Annotated in this window: 16 protein-coding genes and 1 tRNA gene; 12 read left to right on the top strand and 5 right to left on the bottom strand. The window is 60.4% G+C overall.

What is annotated here, in order from left to right:
- Positions 1 to 35 precede the first annotated feature (35 nt).
- Positions 36 to 980, bottom strand: coding sequence for a LysR family transcriptional regulator (locus tag EOI86_RS13055; RefSeq protein ID WP_150132801.1), 945 nt, complete (start codon positions 978 to 980; stop codon positions 36 to 38).
- 97 nt (positions 981 to 1,077) lie between these two features.
- On the opposite strand from EOI86_RS13055, the gene EOI86_RS13060 reads away from it, so the two are divergent.
- Entirely contained in the window at positions 1,078 to 2,394 is a 1,317-nt protein-coding gene (locus EOI86_RS13060; protein WP_205032194.1) for a M24 family metallopeptidase, read from the top strand.
- Positions 2,395 to 2,515: 121 nt separating this feature from the next.
- Positions 2,516 to 4,303 (top strand): diguanylate cyclase, encoded by a 1,788-nt coding sequence (locus EOI86_RS24775; RefSeq protein ID WP_127765628.1) that lies wholly within the window; start codon positions 2,516 to 2,518, stop codon positions 4,301 to 4,303.
- 99 nt (positions 4,304 to 4,402) lie between these two features.
- Here the strand turns inward: EOI86_RS24775 and EOI86_RS13070 are convergent, their stop codons facing one another.
- Positions 4,403 to 6,556 (bottom strand): glycosyltransferase, encoded by a 2,154-nt coding sequence (locus EOI86_RS13070; protein WP_127765629.1) that lies wholly within the window; start codon positions 6,554 to 6,556, stop codon positions 4,403 to 4,405.
- Positions 6,557 to 6,656: 100 nt separating this feature from the next.
- Positions 6,657 to 6,731 (bottom strand) — tRNA-Gly (locus tag EOI86_RS13075).
- Positions 6,732 to 7,009: 278 nt separating this feature from the next.
- Here EOI86_RS13075 and EOI86_RS13080 point away from each other — a divergent pair.
- The 7 genes from EOI86_RS13080 (at position 7,010) to EOI86_RS13110 (ending at position 13,183) form a co-directional block, all read left to right on the top strand.
- Positions 7,010 to 7,546, top strand: a complete 537-nt coding sequence (locus EOI86_RS13080; RefSeq protein ID WP_127765630.1) for a prolyl-tRNA synthetase associated domain-containing protein — start codon at positions 7,010 to 7,012, stop codon at positions 7,544 to 7,546.
- Between the two features lie 143 nt (positions 7,547 to 7,689).
- Positions 7,690 to 9,864 carry a methyl-accepting chemotaxis protein gene (locus EOI86_RS13085; protein WP_161973821.1) on the top strand — a complete coding sequence of 725 codons (2,175 nt, stop codon included), beginning with the start codon at positions 7,690 to 7,692 and terminating at the stop codon, positions 9,862 to 9,864.
- 178 nt (positions 9,865 to 10,042) lie between these two features.
- Positions 10,043 to 10,960, top strand: coding sequence for a thioredoxin (trxA, locus tag EOI86_RS13090; protein WP_127765632.1), 918 nt, complete (start codon positions 10,043 to 10,045; stop codon positions 10,958 to 10,960).
- Positions 10,961 to 11,041: 81 nt separating this feature from the next.
- Entirely contained in the window at positions 11,042 to 11,761 is a 720-nt protein-coding gene (locus tag EOI86_RS13095; RefSeq protein ID WP_127765633.1) for an LON peptidase substrate-binding domain-containing protein, read from the top strand.
- A gap of 54 nt (positions 11,762 to 11,815) precedes the next feature.
- On the top strand, positions 11,816 to 12,016 hold the full coding sequence (locus EOI86_RS13100) for a Trm112 family protein (RefSeq protein ID WP_127765634.1): 201 nt from the start codon (positions 11,816 to 11,818) through the stop codon (positions 12,014 to 12,016).
- 23 nt (positions 12,017 to 12,039) lie between these two features.
- On the top strand, positions 12,040 to 12,441 hold the full coding sequence (locus EOI86_RS13105; RefSeq protein WP_127765635.1) for a gamma-butyrobetaine hydroxylase family protein: 402 nt from the start codon (positions 12,040 to 12,042) through the stop codon (positions 12,439 to 12,441).
- A 13-nt stretch (positions 12,442 to 12,454) separates the two neighbouring features.
- The gene (locus EOI86_RS13110; RefSeq protein ID WP_127765636.1) at positions 12,455 to 13,183 is read left to right on the top strand and encodes a polyamine aminopropyltransferase; all 729 of its coding nucleotides are present in this window, start codon (positions 12,455 to 12,457) and stop codon (positions 13,181 to 13,183) included.
- An 11-nt stretch (positions 13,184 to 13,194) separates the two neighbouring features.
- On the opposite strand, the gene EOI86_RS13115 is transcribed toward EOI86_RS13110, so the two are convergent.
- Both EOI86_RS13115 and EOI86_RS13120 read right to left on the bottom strand, forming a co-directional pair.
- The gene (locus tag EOI86_RS13115; RefSeq protein WP_127765637.1) at positions 13,195 to 13,884 is read right to left on the bottom strand and encodes an aspartyl/asparaginyl beta-hydroxylase domain-containing protein; all 690 of its coding nucleotides are present in this window, start codon (positions 13,882 to 13,884) and stop codon (positions 13,195 to 13,197) included.
- Between the two features lie 53 nt (positions 13,885 to 13,937).
- Positions 13,938 to 15,164, bottom strand: a complete 1,227-nt coding sequence (locus EOI86_RS13120) for a UbiH/UbiF/VisC/COQ6 family ubiquinone biosynthesis hydroxylase (protein WP_127765638.1) — start codon at positions 15,162 to 15,164, stop codon at positions 13,938 to 13,940.
- Positions 15,165 to 15,422: 258 nt separating this feature from the next.
- On the opposite strand from EOI86_RS13120, the gene EOI86_RS13125 reads away from it, so the two are divergent.
- The 3 genes from EOI86_RS13125 (at position 15,423) to EOI86_RS13135 (ending at position 18,789) form a co-directional block, all read left to right on the top strand.
- On the top strand, positions 15,423 to 15,761 hold the full coding sequence (locus tag EOI86_RS13125; protein ID WP_127765639.1) for a P-II family nitrogen regulator: 339 nt from the start codon (positions 15,423 to 15,425) through the stop codon (positions 15,759 to 15,761).
- Positions 15,762 to 15,774: 13 nt separating this feature from the next.
- On the top strand, positions 15,775 to 17,118 hold the full coding sequence (locus tag EOI86_RS13130; RefSeq protein WP_127765640.1) for an ammonium transporter: 1,344 nt from the start codon (positions 15,775 to 15,777) through the stop codon (positions 17,116 to 17,118).
- A 429-nt stretch (positions 17,119 to 17,547) separates the two neighbouring features.
- Positions 17,548 to 18,789, top strand: coding sequence for an aminotransferase class I/II-fold pyridoxal phosphate-dependent enzyme (locus EOI86_RS13135; RefSeq protein WP_127765641.1), 1,242 nt, complete (start codon positions 17,548 to 17,550; stop codon positions 18,787 to 18,789).

Raw genomic sequence — 18,789 nt, forward strand, 5'->3', positions numbered from 1 at the left:
GCCGATACCGGTCAGGCTGGCAAACCAAGACCGGTTCATTGGGGTCCAGGTTCATTTGAGGGCGCCTCATCCGCCTCCGCCATCAGGAAATCGAAGAGTGGTTTCACCAATGGGCCCAGCGCTTTCTTCTCAGGATAGGCTAGATAGTAGCGGGACCCGCTTTCCACCATCGGCGCGTTGAGCGCAACGAGGTCGCCGGCAGCGAGTTCCGCCGCCAGCAGCGCCGTGCTGCCCAGCGCGATCCCGTGGCCCTGCAGGGCGGCGCCGATGGTCTGGGCATAGGTCGCGCATTTGCGGCGCGGCCAACGGTCGAGTTCCGGCAAATTGCAGCGCTTCGACCAGACAGCCCAATTCGTCCAATCGGGTGCCAGCCGCGGGAAATCCAGCAACAGGGGCGGGGCGCCCGTCCAGGCATCCGGAAAACCCGCTCCCGCCGGCAGTCCCGCCTGTTCGATGAAGCCCGGCGCGGCGACCGGCAGCAGGCGTTCCGCCAACAAGGGCGTCAGCGTCCATCCGTCGATCCGGCCGTCGGAATAGACGATGGCGATGTCGTTTTCCGCCGAGAGCTGATCGGCAAGACCATCGCTGGTCACGAGGTTGATGGCGCAGGCTGTGTCACCAAGGCCGAATTTTCTAAGCCGGGGCTGCAGCCAGAAAAGCGACACCGCGCTGTTCGCCGCGATCCTGATCGCCGATCCACCCGTGCCGGGCAACGCCCTGATCGCGGTTTCCAGATAGTCGAAGGCCATGACCGCATTGTCCCGAAGCTGCGTGCCTTCGGGCGTCAGCTCCAACCGCCGCCCGTCGCGCCGGAACAGCGGTATGCCCAGAAACTGCTCCAACTGGCGAATGCGTTTGCTGACCGCGGCCTGGGTGACGAATAACTCCGCCGCCGCCGCGGTGAAGCTCATCCGGCGGGCGGCGGCCTCGAAGAACAGAAGCGCATCCAGTGCCGGGAGGGATCGACGATATTTTTGCATAACCACAGGTTATCATATTTGCGGATTTTTTCTGCAGTTTTCATGAGCATAGTTTCCGGTGTCTCATTACCATACGTATCCTCTTTCCGGAGACAGCATGATGACCTCACCGCTGGAGACCGTCGCTCAAGACGGCACACAGGCCCATTTGTTGGATTGGCATGCGCAACGCACCGACCTGGCGGGGCTGGCCAGCCTGGACCGCGACACGGCACCGGAGGATGTGGACGTCCACGCCGTCTATACCTATCGCCAAGCCCGCCTGCGGCAAAAGATGGCGGAATTAAACGTCGATGCGGTCATCCTGAGCGACCCGGTGAACATTCGTTACGCAACCGGAACGCGGAACATGCAGGTCTTCAGTCAACGCAACGCGCCGTCGCGCTATCTGCTTCTGACGCAGGACCGGTCGATCCTGCATGAATTCACCGGCTGCCTGCATCTGGCGGATAGGTTCGGCCCCGCGGGCTTCAACACCGTGGACGAGGTCCGTCCGGCGACGACAGCGAGTTTCGTGGCGGCGGGACCCGCCATTGCCGAACGGGAGCGGCGATGGGCCAAAGAGACCGCCGCCACGATTGCCGGCCTTGTCGGCCACAGAGCCACGGTCGGGTTGGAACGGTTGAACGCCAACACGGCGATTGCCCTGAAGGACCAGGGCCTGAACATCGTCGACGCGCAATACCCGGTGGAGATGGCACGCGCGATCAAATCGGTCGAGGAAGTGAAATGCGTCATCGCGTCGCTGCGGGCGACGGAAGTCGCCGTCGGGAAACTGCGCAACGCTATCCGTCCCGGCATGACGGAAAACGCCCTGTGGTCGGTGCTGCACCAATCGATCATCGAGCAGGACGGCGACTATTGCGAGACGCGCTTGTTGAATGCCGGCCCGCGCACCAACCCCTGGTTCCAGGAATGTTCCATGAATGTGATCGGGGAGAACCAGCTGATCGCATTGGACACCGATGTGGTCGGTTGTTTCGGATATTATTCGGACTTTTCTCGGACCTTTCATTCCGGGCCCGGTAAACCAAGCGCGGTGCAGCGGGACCTATACAAGACCGCCCATGAACAGGTGCAGCACAATATCGGCATCCTGCGCCCGGGCCTGTCTTTCCGGGAATACGCGGATCGGGCCTGGAACATCCCGGACCAATACTATGCCAACCGGTACTACCTTTCGGCCCATGGCTGCGGGATGACCGGCGAATACCCGTACCTCTATCATCACGGCGACTTCCCCGATGCGGGCTATGACGGCGTGATCGAACCCGGCATGACGCTGTGCGTCGAAAGTTTCATCGGGGCGGAAACCGGCGGCGAAGGCGTAAAGCTGGAACAACAGGTCCTGATAACCGAGACCGGCGTGGAGTTGTTGTCGAAATTCCCGTTCGAAGCGGTGCTGATGGAATAAAAGGGAGGGAGGAACTAAGCCCCGAACCGGGACGACGGGCCGGTTTAACCCCTTGTTAAGGCATTTCGTATATTAGCAATATCGAACACACATTGTTTCCGAAGCGGTCAGGGTCGGGTTGTTGCTCAATCGTATCTCCATCAAACACGCTTTGGCGGCAGTTGTCGGACTGCTCTTCATTTGCGGTGCCCTTCTTGAAATAGAGGCCCAGATCAGCAGCAACCAACAGGTCGAAATACGGCAGAAATGGCTGAATTTCGAAGCCCAGAGTTCGGAGAAGGCGCGGCTCTACACCTCGCTTCTCGCCAATATGGGCTATGGCGGGTTGATCCATAACTTCAAGAACTACTTGCTTCGCAAGGACCCCGCCTATGCGGAGGCGGCGCGGAACGATATGGGCGCCGTTGGCGCCATCATCGCCCAATACATGACCGTACAGACAGAACAGGAAGAACTGACCGCCCTGCATGACCTGCGTAATATGCTGTCGAATTATCGGAAGGCCTTGCGGGACGCCGAGTTTTACATGACCGATCACCTGGCCGATGCCGCCCAGTTGGACACCAATGTCAATGTGAGCGACCACTTTGCTTTGGCCGCGATCCATACTTTAGGCCGCGTCATCGAAAGCGAAATTGGAGCGGGCGTAAAAATCGGAAAACCCCGACTGGCCAAAGAATTGCGTCGAGCCATCGGTTACGGCGGCTTCATCCACGACTTCAAGGACTATGTCCTCAGGCAGGACTCGCAATATGCCAACCGTGCGCGGCAGAGCCTGCTGACCGCGCAGCGCGTCCTTAGAGAGTGGCAATCGTTTCCGATCAGCTACGCAGAGAGTCTTGCCCTCAAAGACATCGAATCCATCCTGGCCACGTATGGCGCGAAACTTGAAGACGCCGAGGCAATGCCAGCCGGCGCCGTAACCGCCGAAGAGATCGACGCGATCGTCGCCACCGACGACTATCCGGCGGTCCGGGGATTGGCGGTTCTGGACCGGGAAATCGCGCTCGCCATCAAACGGGAATACGGTGAGGTTCAGGAGCAGTTCAGCTTTGCGGCCCAATTGGCCGAACTTCGCGACTGGACTTCCCGGGGCGTGATCCTGACGCTGATGATTGCTTCGGGCCTTGTGCTGTTTTTGATGGTCATTCGGCCTTTGAAGAGGATCGAAACGGTCATGTCCCGCCTGGCCGAAGGCGACCTATGGGTCGAGATTCCCGGCACAGACGCGCAGAACGAGGTCGGGCGCATGGCGCGCGCGATAGGCGTCTTCAAGGAAACGGCCTTGCGCCTGAAGGAATCAAACGAAAAGCTTGAAGCGACGGTCTCGGAACTGACCGATACGCAGAAGCGTATCGAAAAACAGGCCACCGACCTGGCCGAGATGGCGGAATCGCTGGAAGTCGAACGTCAACGCGCCGAGAAACTGTCGATCACGGATACGCTGACCGGTTTGAACAACCGGCAAAAACTGGACGATGTCCTCGCCGAAGAAACGGACCGCGCGGCCCGGTACGGCAATCCCCTGTCGCTAATCTTGTTGGACGTGGACCATTTCAAATCGGTGAACGATACCCACGGCCACCTGGCCGGTGATGACGTATTGATCAAGATAGCCGAAATCGTCACTGCCACCGTCCGGTCGGTCGACATCGTCGGCCGTTGGGGCGGCGAGGAATTCGTCATCATATGCCCGGAAACCGGTGAAAAGGGTAGCGCCGAGGTCGCGGAGAAACTCCGCAAGGCGATCGAAAGGGCCGACTTTCCCATCATCGGCGCCAAGACCGCCAGTTTCGGAATTGCCGAATATGTGAAGGGTGACACCCCTGATGCGATCATCAATCGGGCCGACCAGGCGCTCTATAACGCGAAGCGCATGGGCCGAAACCGCGTGGAACTCGCCGCCTGATCCGATCGTTAACCCGTCATGGCACCCACGGTTTTAGCTAAGGGAGAATCTAGCCAGGGGGATTCAGCCAGGGGGATTCAGCCAGGGGAATTCGGGCGGCTAGGCCTCTTCTACGGCCTTGATTCCATAAATGGCGAGATATTGGTTCGCCATTTCGGCGCGCGAAAATTCCCGTTCCACCCGGGCGCGGTTCGCATCCCCCAACGCCGCGCATTCTCCCGGATTATCGCGCAGAAACCGCAAAGCCGTCACGAACCCATCGATATGACCGGGCCGGACAACCATGCCGCCGGGTCCCACAAGCCGCGCGGAATCGCCCGTATCGGTCGCGACGATGGGCAGGCCGCTCGCCATCCCCTCCAGGATGGAATTCGATTGGCCTTCGCCGAAATGCGATGTCGAGACGAGGACGTCCACGGCGGTCAGGATATCCGGAACGTCGTGCCGCACCCCAAGCCCGCGGAGATTGGCCGGCCCGGGAAGCGCGTCGGTCCCCAGACCCGCAGCCAGCGCGGTCATGTCCGGCAGGCCCTCGGCCACGGCCTGAAACACATCATAGCCCTTCATTGGATCGGTTCGGGCCACAATTGCAAAAACGAACGCGTCCGCCGGAATGCCAAGCGACGCGCGGATCGCATCGCGGCCATCATCCCGCTTGCGATAGATCGACATGTCGACGCAATTCTGTACCAAGGACAGCCGGCGATTATCATACCCGAACGCAATATGGCTTTGCAGCCCGGCAATGGAGTTCGAGGTAATGCGCCGCGGCAGGAAGGACAGGTATTTGCACAACAGCACTGTTGCCTTCAACTGAAGCCGGTAGCGGGAAAAATCCATGTTCGAACACCGAACGCCCCAATACAGGTCCGTCGCGTTGCGGTTCGGCAGGCAGATATGGGCAAGGGTCGCAAATAGGTCGCCGTGATACATCCAGCCTTGCAGGGATTTGGGCCGCGCCTTGGACAAGGCCGCCCTCAACATTTTGAACCCGGCAAAGATATCACCCGCGCCGGAAATGCCGCAGGCGGAATAGCGGTCGCCAATCAGCGCCTTGATCCGGGCTTCGTGCCGGCCGCCGGATTTCAAATTGACGACATATTGAGGGATGCCACGCCCCTCCAACTCCTCAACCAGTTGGACCAGCATGTTTTCGGCGCCGCCCACTTCGAGCCCGGAAATGACATGCATGACGGAATTCGGCCGCGCATCGGAGCCCTGCCTGCGGGCATTGCCGCCCGAATTGAAAAGGGCGCGTAGGACCCGCCCGAAAAAGCGCCGTCCCCGAAAAGGCCAAACAGCAAAAGCGAGGCCGCCGAGACAAAACCCGGCAATTTTCCCGCCGCCGCGCCATGCGGCGACAGCCCTTTCCAGAAACGTTGCGGAAAGGAAGCGGGCGGCATTCAGTATAGAGCGCCTGGCGACCGGTTTCAGGTTCTTCCGCAGAAGCAACCTTGCGCCGGCGGACACATTATCCCGCGGCGGCTGCGAACGGTCATGCACGATCGCAATCGCGTTGCTGGCGACCGCAATGGATTCACCGCCGAGACTACAGCGCAACAACCAGTCCCAGCCTTCAAAGCAGCGCAGTTCCGGTTCGAAATATCCATGACGCTCGAAAACGTCACGGCGTGCCAACAGGGTACTGCCAAGATGGATATCGCAGCCGGATACCAGGCGGTCGTATCGATCCGCCGCGGCGGGAAACCGATAGGTGATATCCGCGCCCGTACCGTCGCGGTTTTGGCTTTGGATAAACGCGGAGGCGCACAGGGAGACCGGCGCGTCGAGCCGCTGGATGTAGCTTAGCTGTTCGCGAAGCTTGTCCGGCGTCCATTCGTCACCGGCATCGAGAAAGGCGATCCATTCGGTATCGAGCGCCCGAATGCCGATGTTTCGCGCATTCCCGGCCCCGCCAGTGACTTCCAGCCGGATCGTCCGAATGCGGTCATCCTGGATAAGGTCCGCCACGGCATTTTTTTGATCGCGGGCGGATGCATCGTCGACGATGACCAACTGCCAATTCGAATGTGATTGCGCGAGAACACTCCGCACCGCCCGGGCGAGCGTAGCCTCTGAATTGTTTGACGGGATGACTACGCCAACTGTCGGTGTCTTCAGGTGATGTCGGGCCAAATCAGGATCAGGGTCGCGTTTCAGGCTGCTTGACCCTCTTTCTAAGCCGATTGCCGTGGACCGCCAAGCTGGATATGTGCGCCGGTCTGCCCGGTTGGACCGAACGAAGCACGGCATTCCACGATCGATCCGGAACGACCACCTGCCGCCGGCCGTTCACCAGCGGACACACCGCGTCCCGGCGCGTCGAACTTCTTTGCAGCTTGCAGAGGGAATCTGGAGCGGGCGATGAGATTCGAACTCACGACATCAACCTTGGCAAGGTTGCGCTCTACCCCTGAGCTACGCCCGCATTATCCAGATTTCGGCCGGTTCGCCTTAGGGTGTTTTTCCCTTGGGGAAGTGCCCTTTCAGCGCCCGTTTCATCGCCGGTGGGTAGCCGGCCACGGCTCCTTGCGGAGCGGCGCGCATATTACCCATGGATTGGCGCATTGCAAGCATCTACGCGAAAAATAATTTCCGCTTCCGGCAAGGCTCGTTTCAGTATCGTTGAACCCGCGGAAAACCTGCGTTACGACGGCCATTCCCTTGGCGTCTTGCCGGGTTTCGTTTCGTGAAAGGATCCGCGTCATGTCCGATGAGCAAACCACCCGCCCCCTGACCGATACCGACTTGTATGCGAAGCTGGACGCAATGGGCATCGCCCACGAAACCGTTGAGCATGAGCCCGCCTATACGGTGACCGACGCCAAGCATCTGAGGGGTGAGCTGGATGGCGCCCATATCAAGAATCTTTTCCTGCGGGACAAGAAAAAGAACATCTGGCTGGTAACGGTCCTGGAAGAACGGGATGTGGACCTGAAGCAACTGCGCGGCGTTCTGGGCGCGAAAGGCAACCTTAGTTTCGGATCGCCCGAATTGCTGATGGATTGTCTGGGTGTCATTCCGGGGTCGGTAACACCGCTTGGCGTCGTCAACGATCACGACGGTCGGGTGAATGTCGTGCTGGACAAAGGGGTGATTGATCATGCCTTGGCCAATGTGCACCCGCTGCGCAACGACCGGACCACGCAGATCGCCTCCCAGGACTTGCTGAAATTGCTGGAGGCCGAGAACCATCCGCCCCTGATTTTGGACTTCGCGGATTTACCAAGCCAGACCGCTTAAAGAACGCATCTCGATCTCTTTCTTGTTAACCATCCGGTAACGCAAGCCGCTCTAGTTTTTTGCGGCGCACAATGCGCGTTCCAAGCGCCAAGCTTCGTCTCTGCTCGGTGTGGTTTCAACGGGGGTTGTCTAGGGGGATTGAGATGTCGGAGTTCGGCACTTCGTCGCGTGCAAGGCCGTTTTCACAAAGCCTTGGCAAGAAATTGGGTTTGGCCGTTGGCAGTATTGCGTTGGCCACCATCATCTTCACCATCGTCGCAGTCGTTGGATTCCGTCAGGTCTCCGATTCTGTTTCCCAGTTCGGAGAACAGACGATGCCGCGGTTGCGGGCCGCCATCGTGCTCAAACAGGTCGGCGGTGAAATATCGGCCGATACAGCGCGTCTCGCCTCAGCCGCGAGCGAATCGGAACGCGACGCGATCGCCGGTCGGCTATCGCAATCCCTGTCTGTTCTGGTCGAGGCCGCCGATACCTTGATGGCCGGAACGGCAGGGGCCGCGGATGCCGATTCCGCAGCCATTGCGGAAAGTCTGACCGGCGTCCGGGACGTCGTCGGCGCGCTGCGGGACAATGTTTCCCTTCGCTTGCAGACCGGCAAGAAGATCGCCGGGCAAATCGCCGCCATTCTGACCGCGAAACAGGAACTGGACGCGGCACTGGGCCCTTATCTGGAAGATCAGACACGCGGGACGAAACAAACCATCGACCTGCTGCTCGAAGATGTCGACGCCAATATCATGAAGCTTCTGGAATTGACCGCCGGATTCGGCGTGAACCAAAGCCTGCATGGCCTGACGTCTATCGCCGACAGACTGGTCGGTGTCGCCATCGAAGCGACGACAGTGGAACGCGCCGACCAATTGGAAGCCCTGGCCGAACGGCGCAAGGAATTGAAAGTCTGGGTCCAGGACCGATTAAGCAATCTGCTGGCCGATAGTTCCGAAGGCGCCGTCAGTGTCCGCGAAAAGTCCAAACTTCTGGTGGCCGCTGCGGTTGGCGAGGAAGGCGCTGATATTCTCGAAACCCAGCGTCAGGTCTTGCGGGTCGACGCCGCCGGGCAGGAACTTGTCGCGGCCGGGAACCGCCACATAAATACCCTGTTGGGCCTGATCGACCGGGTCACCACCCGGGCGACCGACGACGGCGCCGCCGCCATCGACCGGGCGGACCGGGTCGTCTCGGCGACCCAGGCGATTCTGATCGGATTGTCTGTCGCGTCGATCCTGTTCGCCTTCGCCATAGGCTATTTCTATATCAGTCGCCGGGTGGTCGCCCGCATCGCCCGGTTGGCCGATAACATGCGGCAGTTGGCCGACGGCGACCTTGCCGTCGAAACCGTCAAAGGGCCGGCGGACGAAATTGGCGACATGGCCGAAGCCATGGAAATATTCCGCGATAATGCGCGTGAGGTCGAACGCCTTACCGAAGACCAGGAAAAGGCCAAGCAGGCGGCCGAACGAACCCGTCGGGAAGCCCTGCAATCACTTGCCGACGGCTTCAACGCGCGCGTCGCCAGCATCGTCGGGGACCTGGAAGGGTCTGTGACGCGGCTTGTTTCGTCTTCGCAAGCGATGTCCGGTGACATCGATACGGCGGCACAACGTTCCCAGGACGTCGCCCAAGCCACCACCGGCGCGGCTGACAATGTCGGGGCGATTTCCAGCGCATCGCAGGCGCTGCTTGAAAGCACACAAGACATGACCGGCATGATGGGCAAGGCCGCCAGCGCCGCCCAGGCCGTGGTCACGGATGTGGAAGCCACCGACCGGGCGGTCGAGGGTCTTTCAAAGGCGGCGGAGAAGATCGGCGATGTGGTTCAGATCATCTCGGACATTGCCGAGCAGACGAACCTTCTGGCGTTGAACGCGACCATCGAGGCCGCCCGCGCGGGCGATGCCGGCAAGGGTTTTGCGGTCGTCGCCAACGAAGTGAAGACGCTTGCCGGCCAGACCGCGGCGGCCACAACGGACATCACCGCACAGGTGGCCGCGATCAAATCGACAGTGCAAGCCGCGGTCAATGCCATGAGCAAAGTGTCGAACGGCGTCGGCGAAGTCGATGTCATCGTCGGCGAAAGTTCGAACGCGTCGCTCGCGCAATCTGAATCGACACGGGAAATCGTCGCCAGGATTCAGGCGACGGCGTCCGAAATTCGGACCGTGACGGACGGTGTCCAGGACGTTGTCCGGACCGCCGGCCAGACCCGCAGCGGGTCGGACACAGTGCTTGATGCCGTCGAGACCGTCCGGACACGGTCCAGCGACCTCAGCAGCGAATTATCCAAGTTCGTCGCCGATATTCGGACCGGCACCGCTTAACCACGGCCTGCCGAACGTCATGGCGGGGGCAGTGGAAGGCATTTCGGCGGGATTCCGAAGTATCTTTCCCGCCTCCGCCCTTGTCCTTCGCGCTAGAAACCGCCACATAAAGCGCAACAGAAATTCCAGGCGGAATCGACCGAATCCGCCGAAGACGAAGCGGGGGTTCACCAGAACCATGGACATCGATTTGACGAACGTCGCCAAGGGCGGCGACCTGATCAAGGACAGCGATACGAACAGCTTCATGGCCGATGTCGTCGAAGCCAGCATGGAAACGCCGGTGATCGTCGACTTCTGGGCGCCGTGGTGCGGTCCCTGCAAGACCTTGGGCCCAGCGCTGGAACGCGCGGTCAATGCCGCGGCCGGGGCGGTGAAGATGGTCAAGATCGATATCGATCAGAACCCTGAAATCGCGCAGCAGATGCGCGTTCAGTCGATTCCGGCCGTCTTCGCCTTTTCTGGCGGCCGGCCGGTCGACGGCTTCGCCGGCGCGGTGCCGGAAAGCCAGATCAAAAGCTTCATCGACAAAGTGGTCCGCCAAGCCGGCGGAGAGCAGGGCGAAAACCCGGTCGAACAGGCTTTCGAGCAGGCCGAGGAAGCCGTTGAAAAGGGCGATTTCGAATCCGCGGGCGCGATCTATCAGCAACTGGTGGCGCACGATCCGAACAACATCAAGGCCGTCGCCGGTTTTGCGAATGCGCTGGTGAAACTCAACCGTCTCGACGTTTTGGAACAATTCCTGGAACAGCTGCCGCCGGAACAGCGGGACGCGAACGAGATGGCGTCGGTCCACGCGGCGCTGGAACTGGCCGCGAAGGCGGATGAGGCAAACAGAGAATTGGCGAGCCTGGAAGAAAAGGCCGCCTTGCACCCGAACGACCTGCAAGCGCGCTATGACCTGGCTGTCGCACTGTCCGCCGTCGGCCGCGCCGAAGAGGCGATCGATCTGCTGATGACGATCATGGAAACGAACCGCAACTGGAACGAGGATGCGGCGCGGGTACAGCTTTTGAAGATTTTTGAGGCACAGGGGCCGACGGACCCGGTGACCGTCGCCGGACGTCGCCGCCTGTCGTCGATTCTGTTCTCCTGATGACTTTCGCTGGGCGGCGGGGCCGTGGCCGGCGGTCCGGCACATCCTCGCGCCCAAGAGGGAACCGGTATAGGGTACGCTATGAGTGTTTTTGATCCGACCGCCGAAGACCTTCCGGAAGATCTGCCGATATTCCCTCTGACCGGCGTGCTGCTGCTGCCGCGGGCGCAATTACCGCTGAACGTATTCGAGCCGCGCTACCTGAACATGATCACCGACGCGCTGGGTGAGGGCCGCATGATCGGCATGATCCAGCCGCGCGTGCCGCGCGACTTCGTGCAGGGCCGCGAAGATGACGAGGACGAAGAAGACGATCTGGAAATCACGGATATGGACCGGGAACAGCCCGCCATTTTCCCGGTCGGCTGCGCCGGACGGATCACCCAATTCGAGGAGACCGACGACGGTCGCTTGCTGATCAATCTGCGCGGTATCGCGCGGTTCAAGGTCACAGAGGAAATGCCCATGCGCGACGGGTACCGCCGGGTTCAGGCGGATTGGTCGGATTATTTGGGCGACTTGACCGAGCACGACGAGGCGACGCCGTTGGACAAAGAGAGGCTGTTCGCCTCCCTCAAGCCCTATTTCGAGGCGCAGGAAATCCAGGCGAATTGGGACGCCGTTCACGACACCCCCTCCGAACGGCTGATCAATTCACTGTCCATGATCTGCCCGTTCGAAGCGCTGGAAAAGCAGGCGTTGCTGGAAGCCCCGACACTGAAAGACAGGCTTGATGTCTTGACCTCATTGGTCGAGATGGCGGTATTGGAAACCACCCACGAAGAATCCGGGCGGCAATAGGCCCTGCGGGCCTTCGATGCGGTTTTCAAAGCGGGAATCGGAAGAGAGCATAGGATGAGCGAGAACAAAGATCAGAGCCGTCAGGTCGACCCGAAGCTTTTGGAATTCCTGGTCTGCCCGCTGACCCACGGGACGTTGCGTTATGACCGGGAAGCGCAGGAGTTGATCAGCGATCAGGCGAAACTGGCCTATCCGATCCGCGACGGCATTCCGATCATGCTGCCCTATGAAGCGCGCCAGCTGGACGACGACTGACTGGTCGGGAAAAGGAACACGGAATGAACGGCAACGCTGCGGGCACGGAAGACGCGAACCGCTTTGCGACCAAGGTCTGGCCGACCGAGATCAAACTGCACAAGGCGGAGAAGATCCTGGAAGTCGCCTTCGACACCGGCGAGACATTCAAATATCCGGCTGAATACTTGCGGGTCGAAAGCCCGTCGGCGGAAGTGCAGGGCCATTCGCCTTCCCAGAAGAAGACCGTTCCGGGCCGACGCCATGTGGGCATCATGAACCTGGAAACCGTCGGCAATTACGCGGTCCGGATCGTCTTCGACGACCTACATGACAGCGGTATTTTTTCTTGGGCCTATCTGTATGAACTGGGCACGGACCAGGAAGCCCGCTGGGCGAACTATCTGGCCGCCTTGAGCGCCCAGGGCCTCAGCCGAGACCCATGAGTTTAATTTTCGGATGAGCTTCCTATTCAAGGAACTTGACTACCGCGAAACGCCGATCGGGCCGTTGAGCCTGCGGCGGCGGCGGATTCTGTCACTGGATACGGATGTCTTTGAAATCCTGCTGGGCGACGAGCATTTGATGTCCAGCCTGTTCACCGCGTCAGAGGTCGCCCTGGCCGACCTGGGTCTGGCCGCGATCGGCGCCGAAACGGCCGCCGCCGGGTCGCTGGACGTCGTGGTCGGCGGCTTGGGCTTGGGATACACCGCGGAAGCCGCCCTGAAGCATGATGCGGTGGGTACGCTCACGGTCGTCGAATTGCTGGACCCTGTGGTCGATTGGCATATCGAAGGGCTTCTGCCCATGGGCACCGGTTTGGCGGATGACAGCCGTTGCCAGTTCCTGCGCGCCGACTTTTTCGCCTGCGCCGGGTCCAGGGAAGGGTTCGATGCCAACACGCCCGGCCGCCAGCACGACGCCATTCTGATCGATATCGATCATTCGCCGGACTGGTTGTTGAACGAAGGCAGCAGCGGTTTCTATACCGAAGCCGGTTTGGCGGCGCTGGCCGGCAAGCTGAAGCCCGGCGGCGTCATGGGCCTGTGGTCAGACGCGCTGGAGGATGCCGGCTTCACCGAAAGATTGGGCAAGGTGTTTTCCGAAGCCTGGGCCGAACCCGTCACCTTCCACAACCCGCTGCAGGACAAACCCTTCACCCAGACCGTCTACCTGGCCCGCCGATAGGTTTCGTCGGCTTAGGTCGGTGGCAAGGCGTGGTGGATGGCCGGGCCGGGATTGGGCAGGTAGTCGATCAGAATGTTGATCCGCCGGCGCTTGGCCTTGTTCTTCACCGAATGAGTCTTGCGGTTGTTGAAGTCATAAACTTTGCCGACCTGCATCTTTAGTTTCTTGCCGTCGATCTTGTATTCGACGCCCGGCGGGGAGATCAGCGGCACATGCACCCGGTGGGCGCGGGCCGCCATGGGCTGACCGTCGATATGGGCGCCGACCTTGCCGCCGGCGGCCATTTCGACGATGGCAACGCGGGTCAGCACGCCCCTGGGTGTCTTGATATAGGAAATCGCCTTCTCAACCACCGGGGCGACCAGCGCTTCGAACTGTTTCCATTGCGGGAAGGCGCTGACCTCGCCCTGGTCGTTCTCGTCGATCACCACGGGCATCAGGGGTTCAGGATCGATGCTCTCCTGCTTGCACCATTCCAGGAACACTTCCTTCATGGAGCGTCGCTTCCACGGCATCTGATAAGGCACGAAATTGTGGATCAGCGGAATCGCGCGGGTGAATTCGCTGTGCACCCGGCTGGCGAGCAGATCCTGGCGGAAGCGATTGCGCTCCCAATCCTCGTCCGGCAGTCCGTCGACGAACGCCGCCAGTTCCTTCACATCCACCGGCCCCAGGACCTTATAGGGGACACCGATATCCATTCCCGTACCCTTCTTTCTAAAACCGATAGGCCGTTATAGCGCCTCGCCCCCTACTATAGGGCTTCTCCCCGTATCAAACGCGGCAATTCGCCGACGACCCCCATCGCGTGCCGCATCAGGAACCGTTTCACCGGCGGCGTCTTGTTAACCGCCGCCAGCCCGATATCGCGGGCCAGGCGAACCGGCGCAACATCGTTGGAGAACAAGCGCGTCAGCCCATCCATCACCGCCGAAAGCAGCACATTGTCGAACCGGCGCCATTTTTCGTACCGGCGCAGAACGCTTGCCGCGCCGAGGTCCAGGCCCAGCCGCTTGGCGTCGACCAGCACTTCAGCCATCGCGGCAATATCGCGCAGCCCCATGTTCAACCCTTGGCCGGCGATCGGGTGAACCGCATGGGCGGCATCCCCCACCATGGCGAACCGGTCGCCGATATAGGTTTCCGCGTGCTGCAAGGAAAGGGGGTAGGTGAAGCGCGGGCCGACCAATTCGATATCGCCCAACCAATCGCCGAAGCGGGTCTTCAACTCGGCCAGGAAGGCCGCATCGTCCAACTCGGCGAAACCGCGCGCCAGATCCGACCGTTCCGACCAGACGATGTTCGACCGGTCGCCGGTCATCGGCAGCATGGCGAAAGGGCCGCTGGGAAGGAAAAGTTCAACCGCGACGCCGTTATGGGGCAACGCGTGTTTGACGGTGCAGACGATGGAGGTCTGATCATAGCGCCAGCCGGTGACCTTGATTCCCATCCAATCGCGCAGCGTCGAGAACTTGCCATCCGCCGCGATGACGACGGCGGCCTGAATCGGCTCCCCATCTTCGATTTCGATTGTCGAGAAGCCGGGACCGGCCTGGACGGAGGTAACATTGACCGGCGCATGCAGCGTCAACGTTTCCAATTCCGTACAGCGTTTATGGAGCGCGACGCGCGTGGCGCGGTTCTCGACGATATAGCCGAAGGGGTCATCACCGATATCCGTGTGATCGTAATGCAGGAAAAGCGGCGAAATCCCGTCCAATACATGGCCGTCGACAACGCGGATGTCCCAGATTGGGGACGCGTCGGCTTCCAGATGTTTCCAAACGCCGATGCCCTTCAGAACCTGAGCGGACCCATAGGCAATTGCCGATGCGCGACCGTCATAGGCCGGCACGGTTTGCATGTCCTGGGCCTCCCGGTCGACCAGTGCCACCCGAAGACCCGCCGTGGCCAAAGCGCAGGCCAAACCTGCGCCCACCATGCCGCCGCCGACGATGCCGACATCCACCCGTTCCGTCATTTCAACCTGCCTCGCATAACAGATACTACTACCGCAAGTATTGCCTGTTTTTTGATCAATCACGCCTCTGTGACTAATTTTTAGGCTGTTTCTTTTTTAGCCTCCGGCGCCAGACCCCAAAGAAATATGTCCTATCCCACTGATTTTCAATCGTTTCTCTGATTCGGCGATTCCGGCACGCATTTTGATTTAACAAGGTTTCATGGTGCGGCGCAAAAACTGTGGCCGAACATTCAACATTGAGAAGGGAGCCTACGAATGAAGCTCGTAATGGCGATCATCAAACCCTTCAAGCTCGACGAGGTCAGAGAGGCCCTCACAAGCTTGGGCGTGCAAGGTTTGACGATATCCGAGGTAAAGGGGTTCGGCCGTCAAAAAGGTCAAACTGAGATCTATCGCGGCGCGGAATACTCAGTGAGTTTTCTGCCGAAAGTGAAGGTCGAGGTTGTGGTCGCCGACGGTCAGGCCGACGCGGTTGTCGAGGCGATCCAGAAAGCCGGTAGCACCGGTCGGATCGGCGATGGAAAGATTTTTGTGCTGGATCTCCAGACCGCCGTGCGGATCCGCACCGGCGAGTCCGGCGACGAAGCGCTGTAGGGGAGTTATCAATATGAAATTCAAAAACCTTCGCTTCGGCCGCTCCGCCCGGCTTGGCGTTGCGGCCCTCGGCGGCCTTGGTGTTGCGGCCATGGCGGCCCCGGCATCAGCGGCGACCGACGTTGAAACCGCGTTTATCTTCAACACGCTGTCCTTCCTGATGCATGGCTTCCTGGTCATGTGGATGGCGGCCGGTTTCGCCATGCTCGAAGCAGGGCTTGTCCGGACCAAGAACACCACCATGCAATGCCTCAAGAACATTGCGATCTATTCCGTGGCCGGCATCCTGTACTATCTGATCGGCTACAACCTGATGTACATGGATGTCAGTGGCTTCATCGGTTCGTTCTCGATCTGGTCGGCGGCCGATCCGAGCATCACGGCAGATGGTTTTGTCGGTGAAGAAGCAGGCTATGCGGCAGGATCCGATTGGTTCTTCCAGATGGTCTTCGTGGCGGCGACCGCCTCCATCGTTTCCGGCACGGTTGCGGAACGCGTTAAGCTTTGGCCGTTCCTGATCTTCACCGTCGTCCTGACCGGCATCATCTACCCGATCCAGGGTTCCTGGACCTGGGGCGGCGGCTGGCTGAGCGAAATGGGCTTCTCCGACTTCGCCGGTTCCACCATCGTTCACTCCGTCGGCGGCTGGGCTGCTCTGGCCGGGGCGATCGTGATCGGTGCACGGAAAGGCAAATTCGTGGACGGTAAGGTCCATCCGATGCCGGGCGCGAACCTGCCGCTGGCAACGTTGGGTACCTTCATCCTGTGGATGGGCTGGTTCGGGTTCAACGGCGGCTCACAGCTGGCCATGGGAACCGCTGCCGATATCCGCGATATCTCCAGCATCTACATCAACACCAACCTGGCTGCTGCCGGTGGCGTTGTCGCCGCGATCATCCTGACGCAAGTCATGTACAAGAAGGTCGACCTGACCATGGCGCTGAACGGCGCGCTGGCCGGGCTGGTCTCGATCACGGCTGAACCGCTGGCACCCGCACCGGGCCTGGCCGTCATCATCGGCGCCATTGGCGGCGTGATCGTGGTCTTCGCTGTACCGATGCTGGACAAGCTGAAAATCGACGATGTCGTCGGTGCGGTCTCCGTCCACTTGATTGCCGGTATCTGGGGCACCCTGGCGGTTCCGCTGAGCAATGGCGATGCAAGCTTCGTCACGCAGATCGTGGGGATCGTCTCAATCGGTGCCTACACCTTCATCTTCAGCTTGATCGTCTGGACGATCCTGAAAGTCACCATCGGTGTCCGCGCAAGCGAAGAAGACGAAGTCGATGGTTTGGACAAAGCCGAATGTGGGATGGAAGCCTATCCCGAATTCGGTGTCGGTTCGCAGCGTATGTAACGCTCGGGCCAAGAGTTTCGGTCGGGGCCTGATGGCCCCGGTCGGACAGACGGCGTCTCTGACGTCGTTTCCCACCCGCTGACTTATCCCCGGAAGGTCTCCTTCCGGGGATTTTTTTATCTCGAATATCCAAGGCTGACGGTATGACGCGCGGGCCCTTGAAAAGGTGGGGCCGTGCGCAGGGTGGGCGTTACCAACCGCCGCCACCACAGGAATTGCCGCCTGAAGAGCGCCTTCCCTTGCCGTCGAATCCGAAATCATCCTCATAGGAAGCCGCGTATCCCGCTAAGCAAGAGAAACGAAATCAGTTTTTTATTTGAATTGAGTGCCTTGCAGAAGAAACGGAGTATTCTCTATTATTGTCTGTATTTGAGAGCTAATCTCTTTGCTTCGTATTATTTCAACTTTGTTTAATTCGATGAGATAACCATGGCCGAAAGCGCCGCCGACAAACTTTTCGACTATCCCTATCGCCGGCTGGCCACTCTGCTCAAAGGGTTGGAGCCGGGGGAGAGCCCTATCCTGACGCATGTGGGGGAACCGCAGGGCGCGCCGCCGGCCTTTCTGTCGGAGACCGTCACCCGGAACGCACATTTGTGGTCGAAATATCCGAGCCCCAGGGGAACACCCGACTATCTGAAGGCGGTCGCGGATTGGATCACGCGGCGGTATGACCTGGCCCCCGGCACGGTCGACGCGGCCCGGCACGTCACCACGGCCTGCGGCACGCGCGAGGCCTTGTTCCAGGCCGGAATCCTGGCCGCTGCGATCAAACGCCCACAGGTGAAGGGCAAGCCGCTGATCGGTATGCCGAACCCGGCCTATCACGTCTATTACGGCGCCGCCGTGATGGGCGACGCGGAACCTTTGCCGGTACCGGCCGCCGATGCATCAACCAACTATCTGCCCGACTACCCCTCTCTGTCGGCGGATGTGCTGGACCGGATGGCAATCGCCTATCTGTGCACGCCGTCCAATCCGACGGGCGGCGTGGCGGACTTGCAGACGCTGACCCGGAATGTCGAGGCGGCCCGCCGCCACGGCTATATCCTGGCGCTCGACGAATGCTATTCGGAAATTTTCAACGGGTCCGAACCGCCGGCTGGCGGCTTCGACGCGGTGAAGGCGCTCGGTGAGGCCGGCGAGGGCGCACTCGACAATATCCTGGTTTTCAATTCGTTGTCGAAACGGTCTTCCGCGCCGGGCTTGCGCTGCGGTTTCGTGGCCGGCCAAGCGGATTTGATCGACAAATTGGTAATGGTTCGTGGCTATGGCGGGGCGCAGATCCCCGAACCATTGATGGCCGCCGGCGCCGCCTTGTGGCGGGACGAAGACCACTTGGTGGCCAACCGGGCGCTGTATAGCGGGTTGTTCGACCTGTCGGACGAGATTCTGGGCGATTTGCCGGGCTATACGCGCCCGACGGGGGGCTTTTTCCTGTGGCTGCCGGTTACCGACAGCGAAGAAGCGGCCAAACGCCTTTGGGTGGAAGCCGGCGTGAAGGTCTTGCCGGGACGGCTGATGTCCCGGCCGGTGGATACGGAAGGACATACACCGGGCGATGGGTTCATCCGCATCGCCCTGGTGCACGACCCGGAAACGGTGCGTGAAATGCTGGGCCGCGTGCGGCGGGTGCTGCTGGACGGGCTGACAGTGACTGAGGAGGGTTAG

The organism is Hwanghaeella grinnelliae (genome assembly GCF_004005845.1).
Classification (GTDB): Bacteria; Pseudomonadota; Alphaproteobacteria; order UBA8366; family Aestuariispiraceae; genus Hwanghaeella; species Hwanghaeella grinnelliae.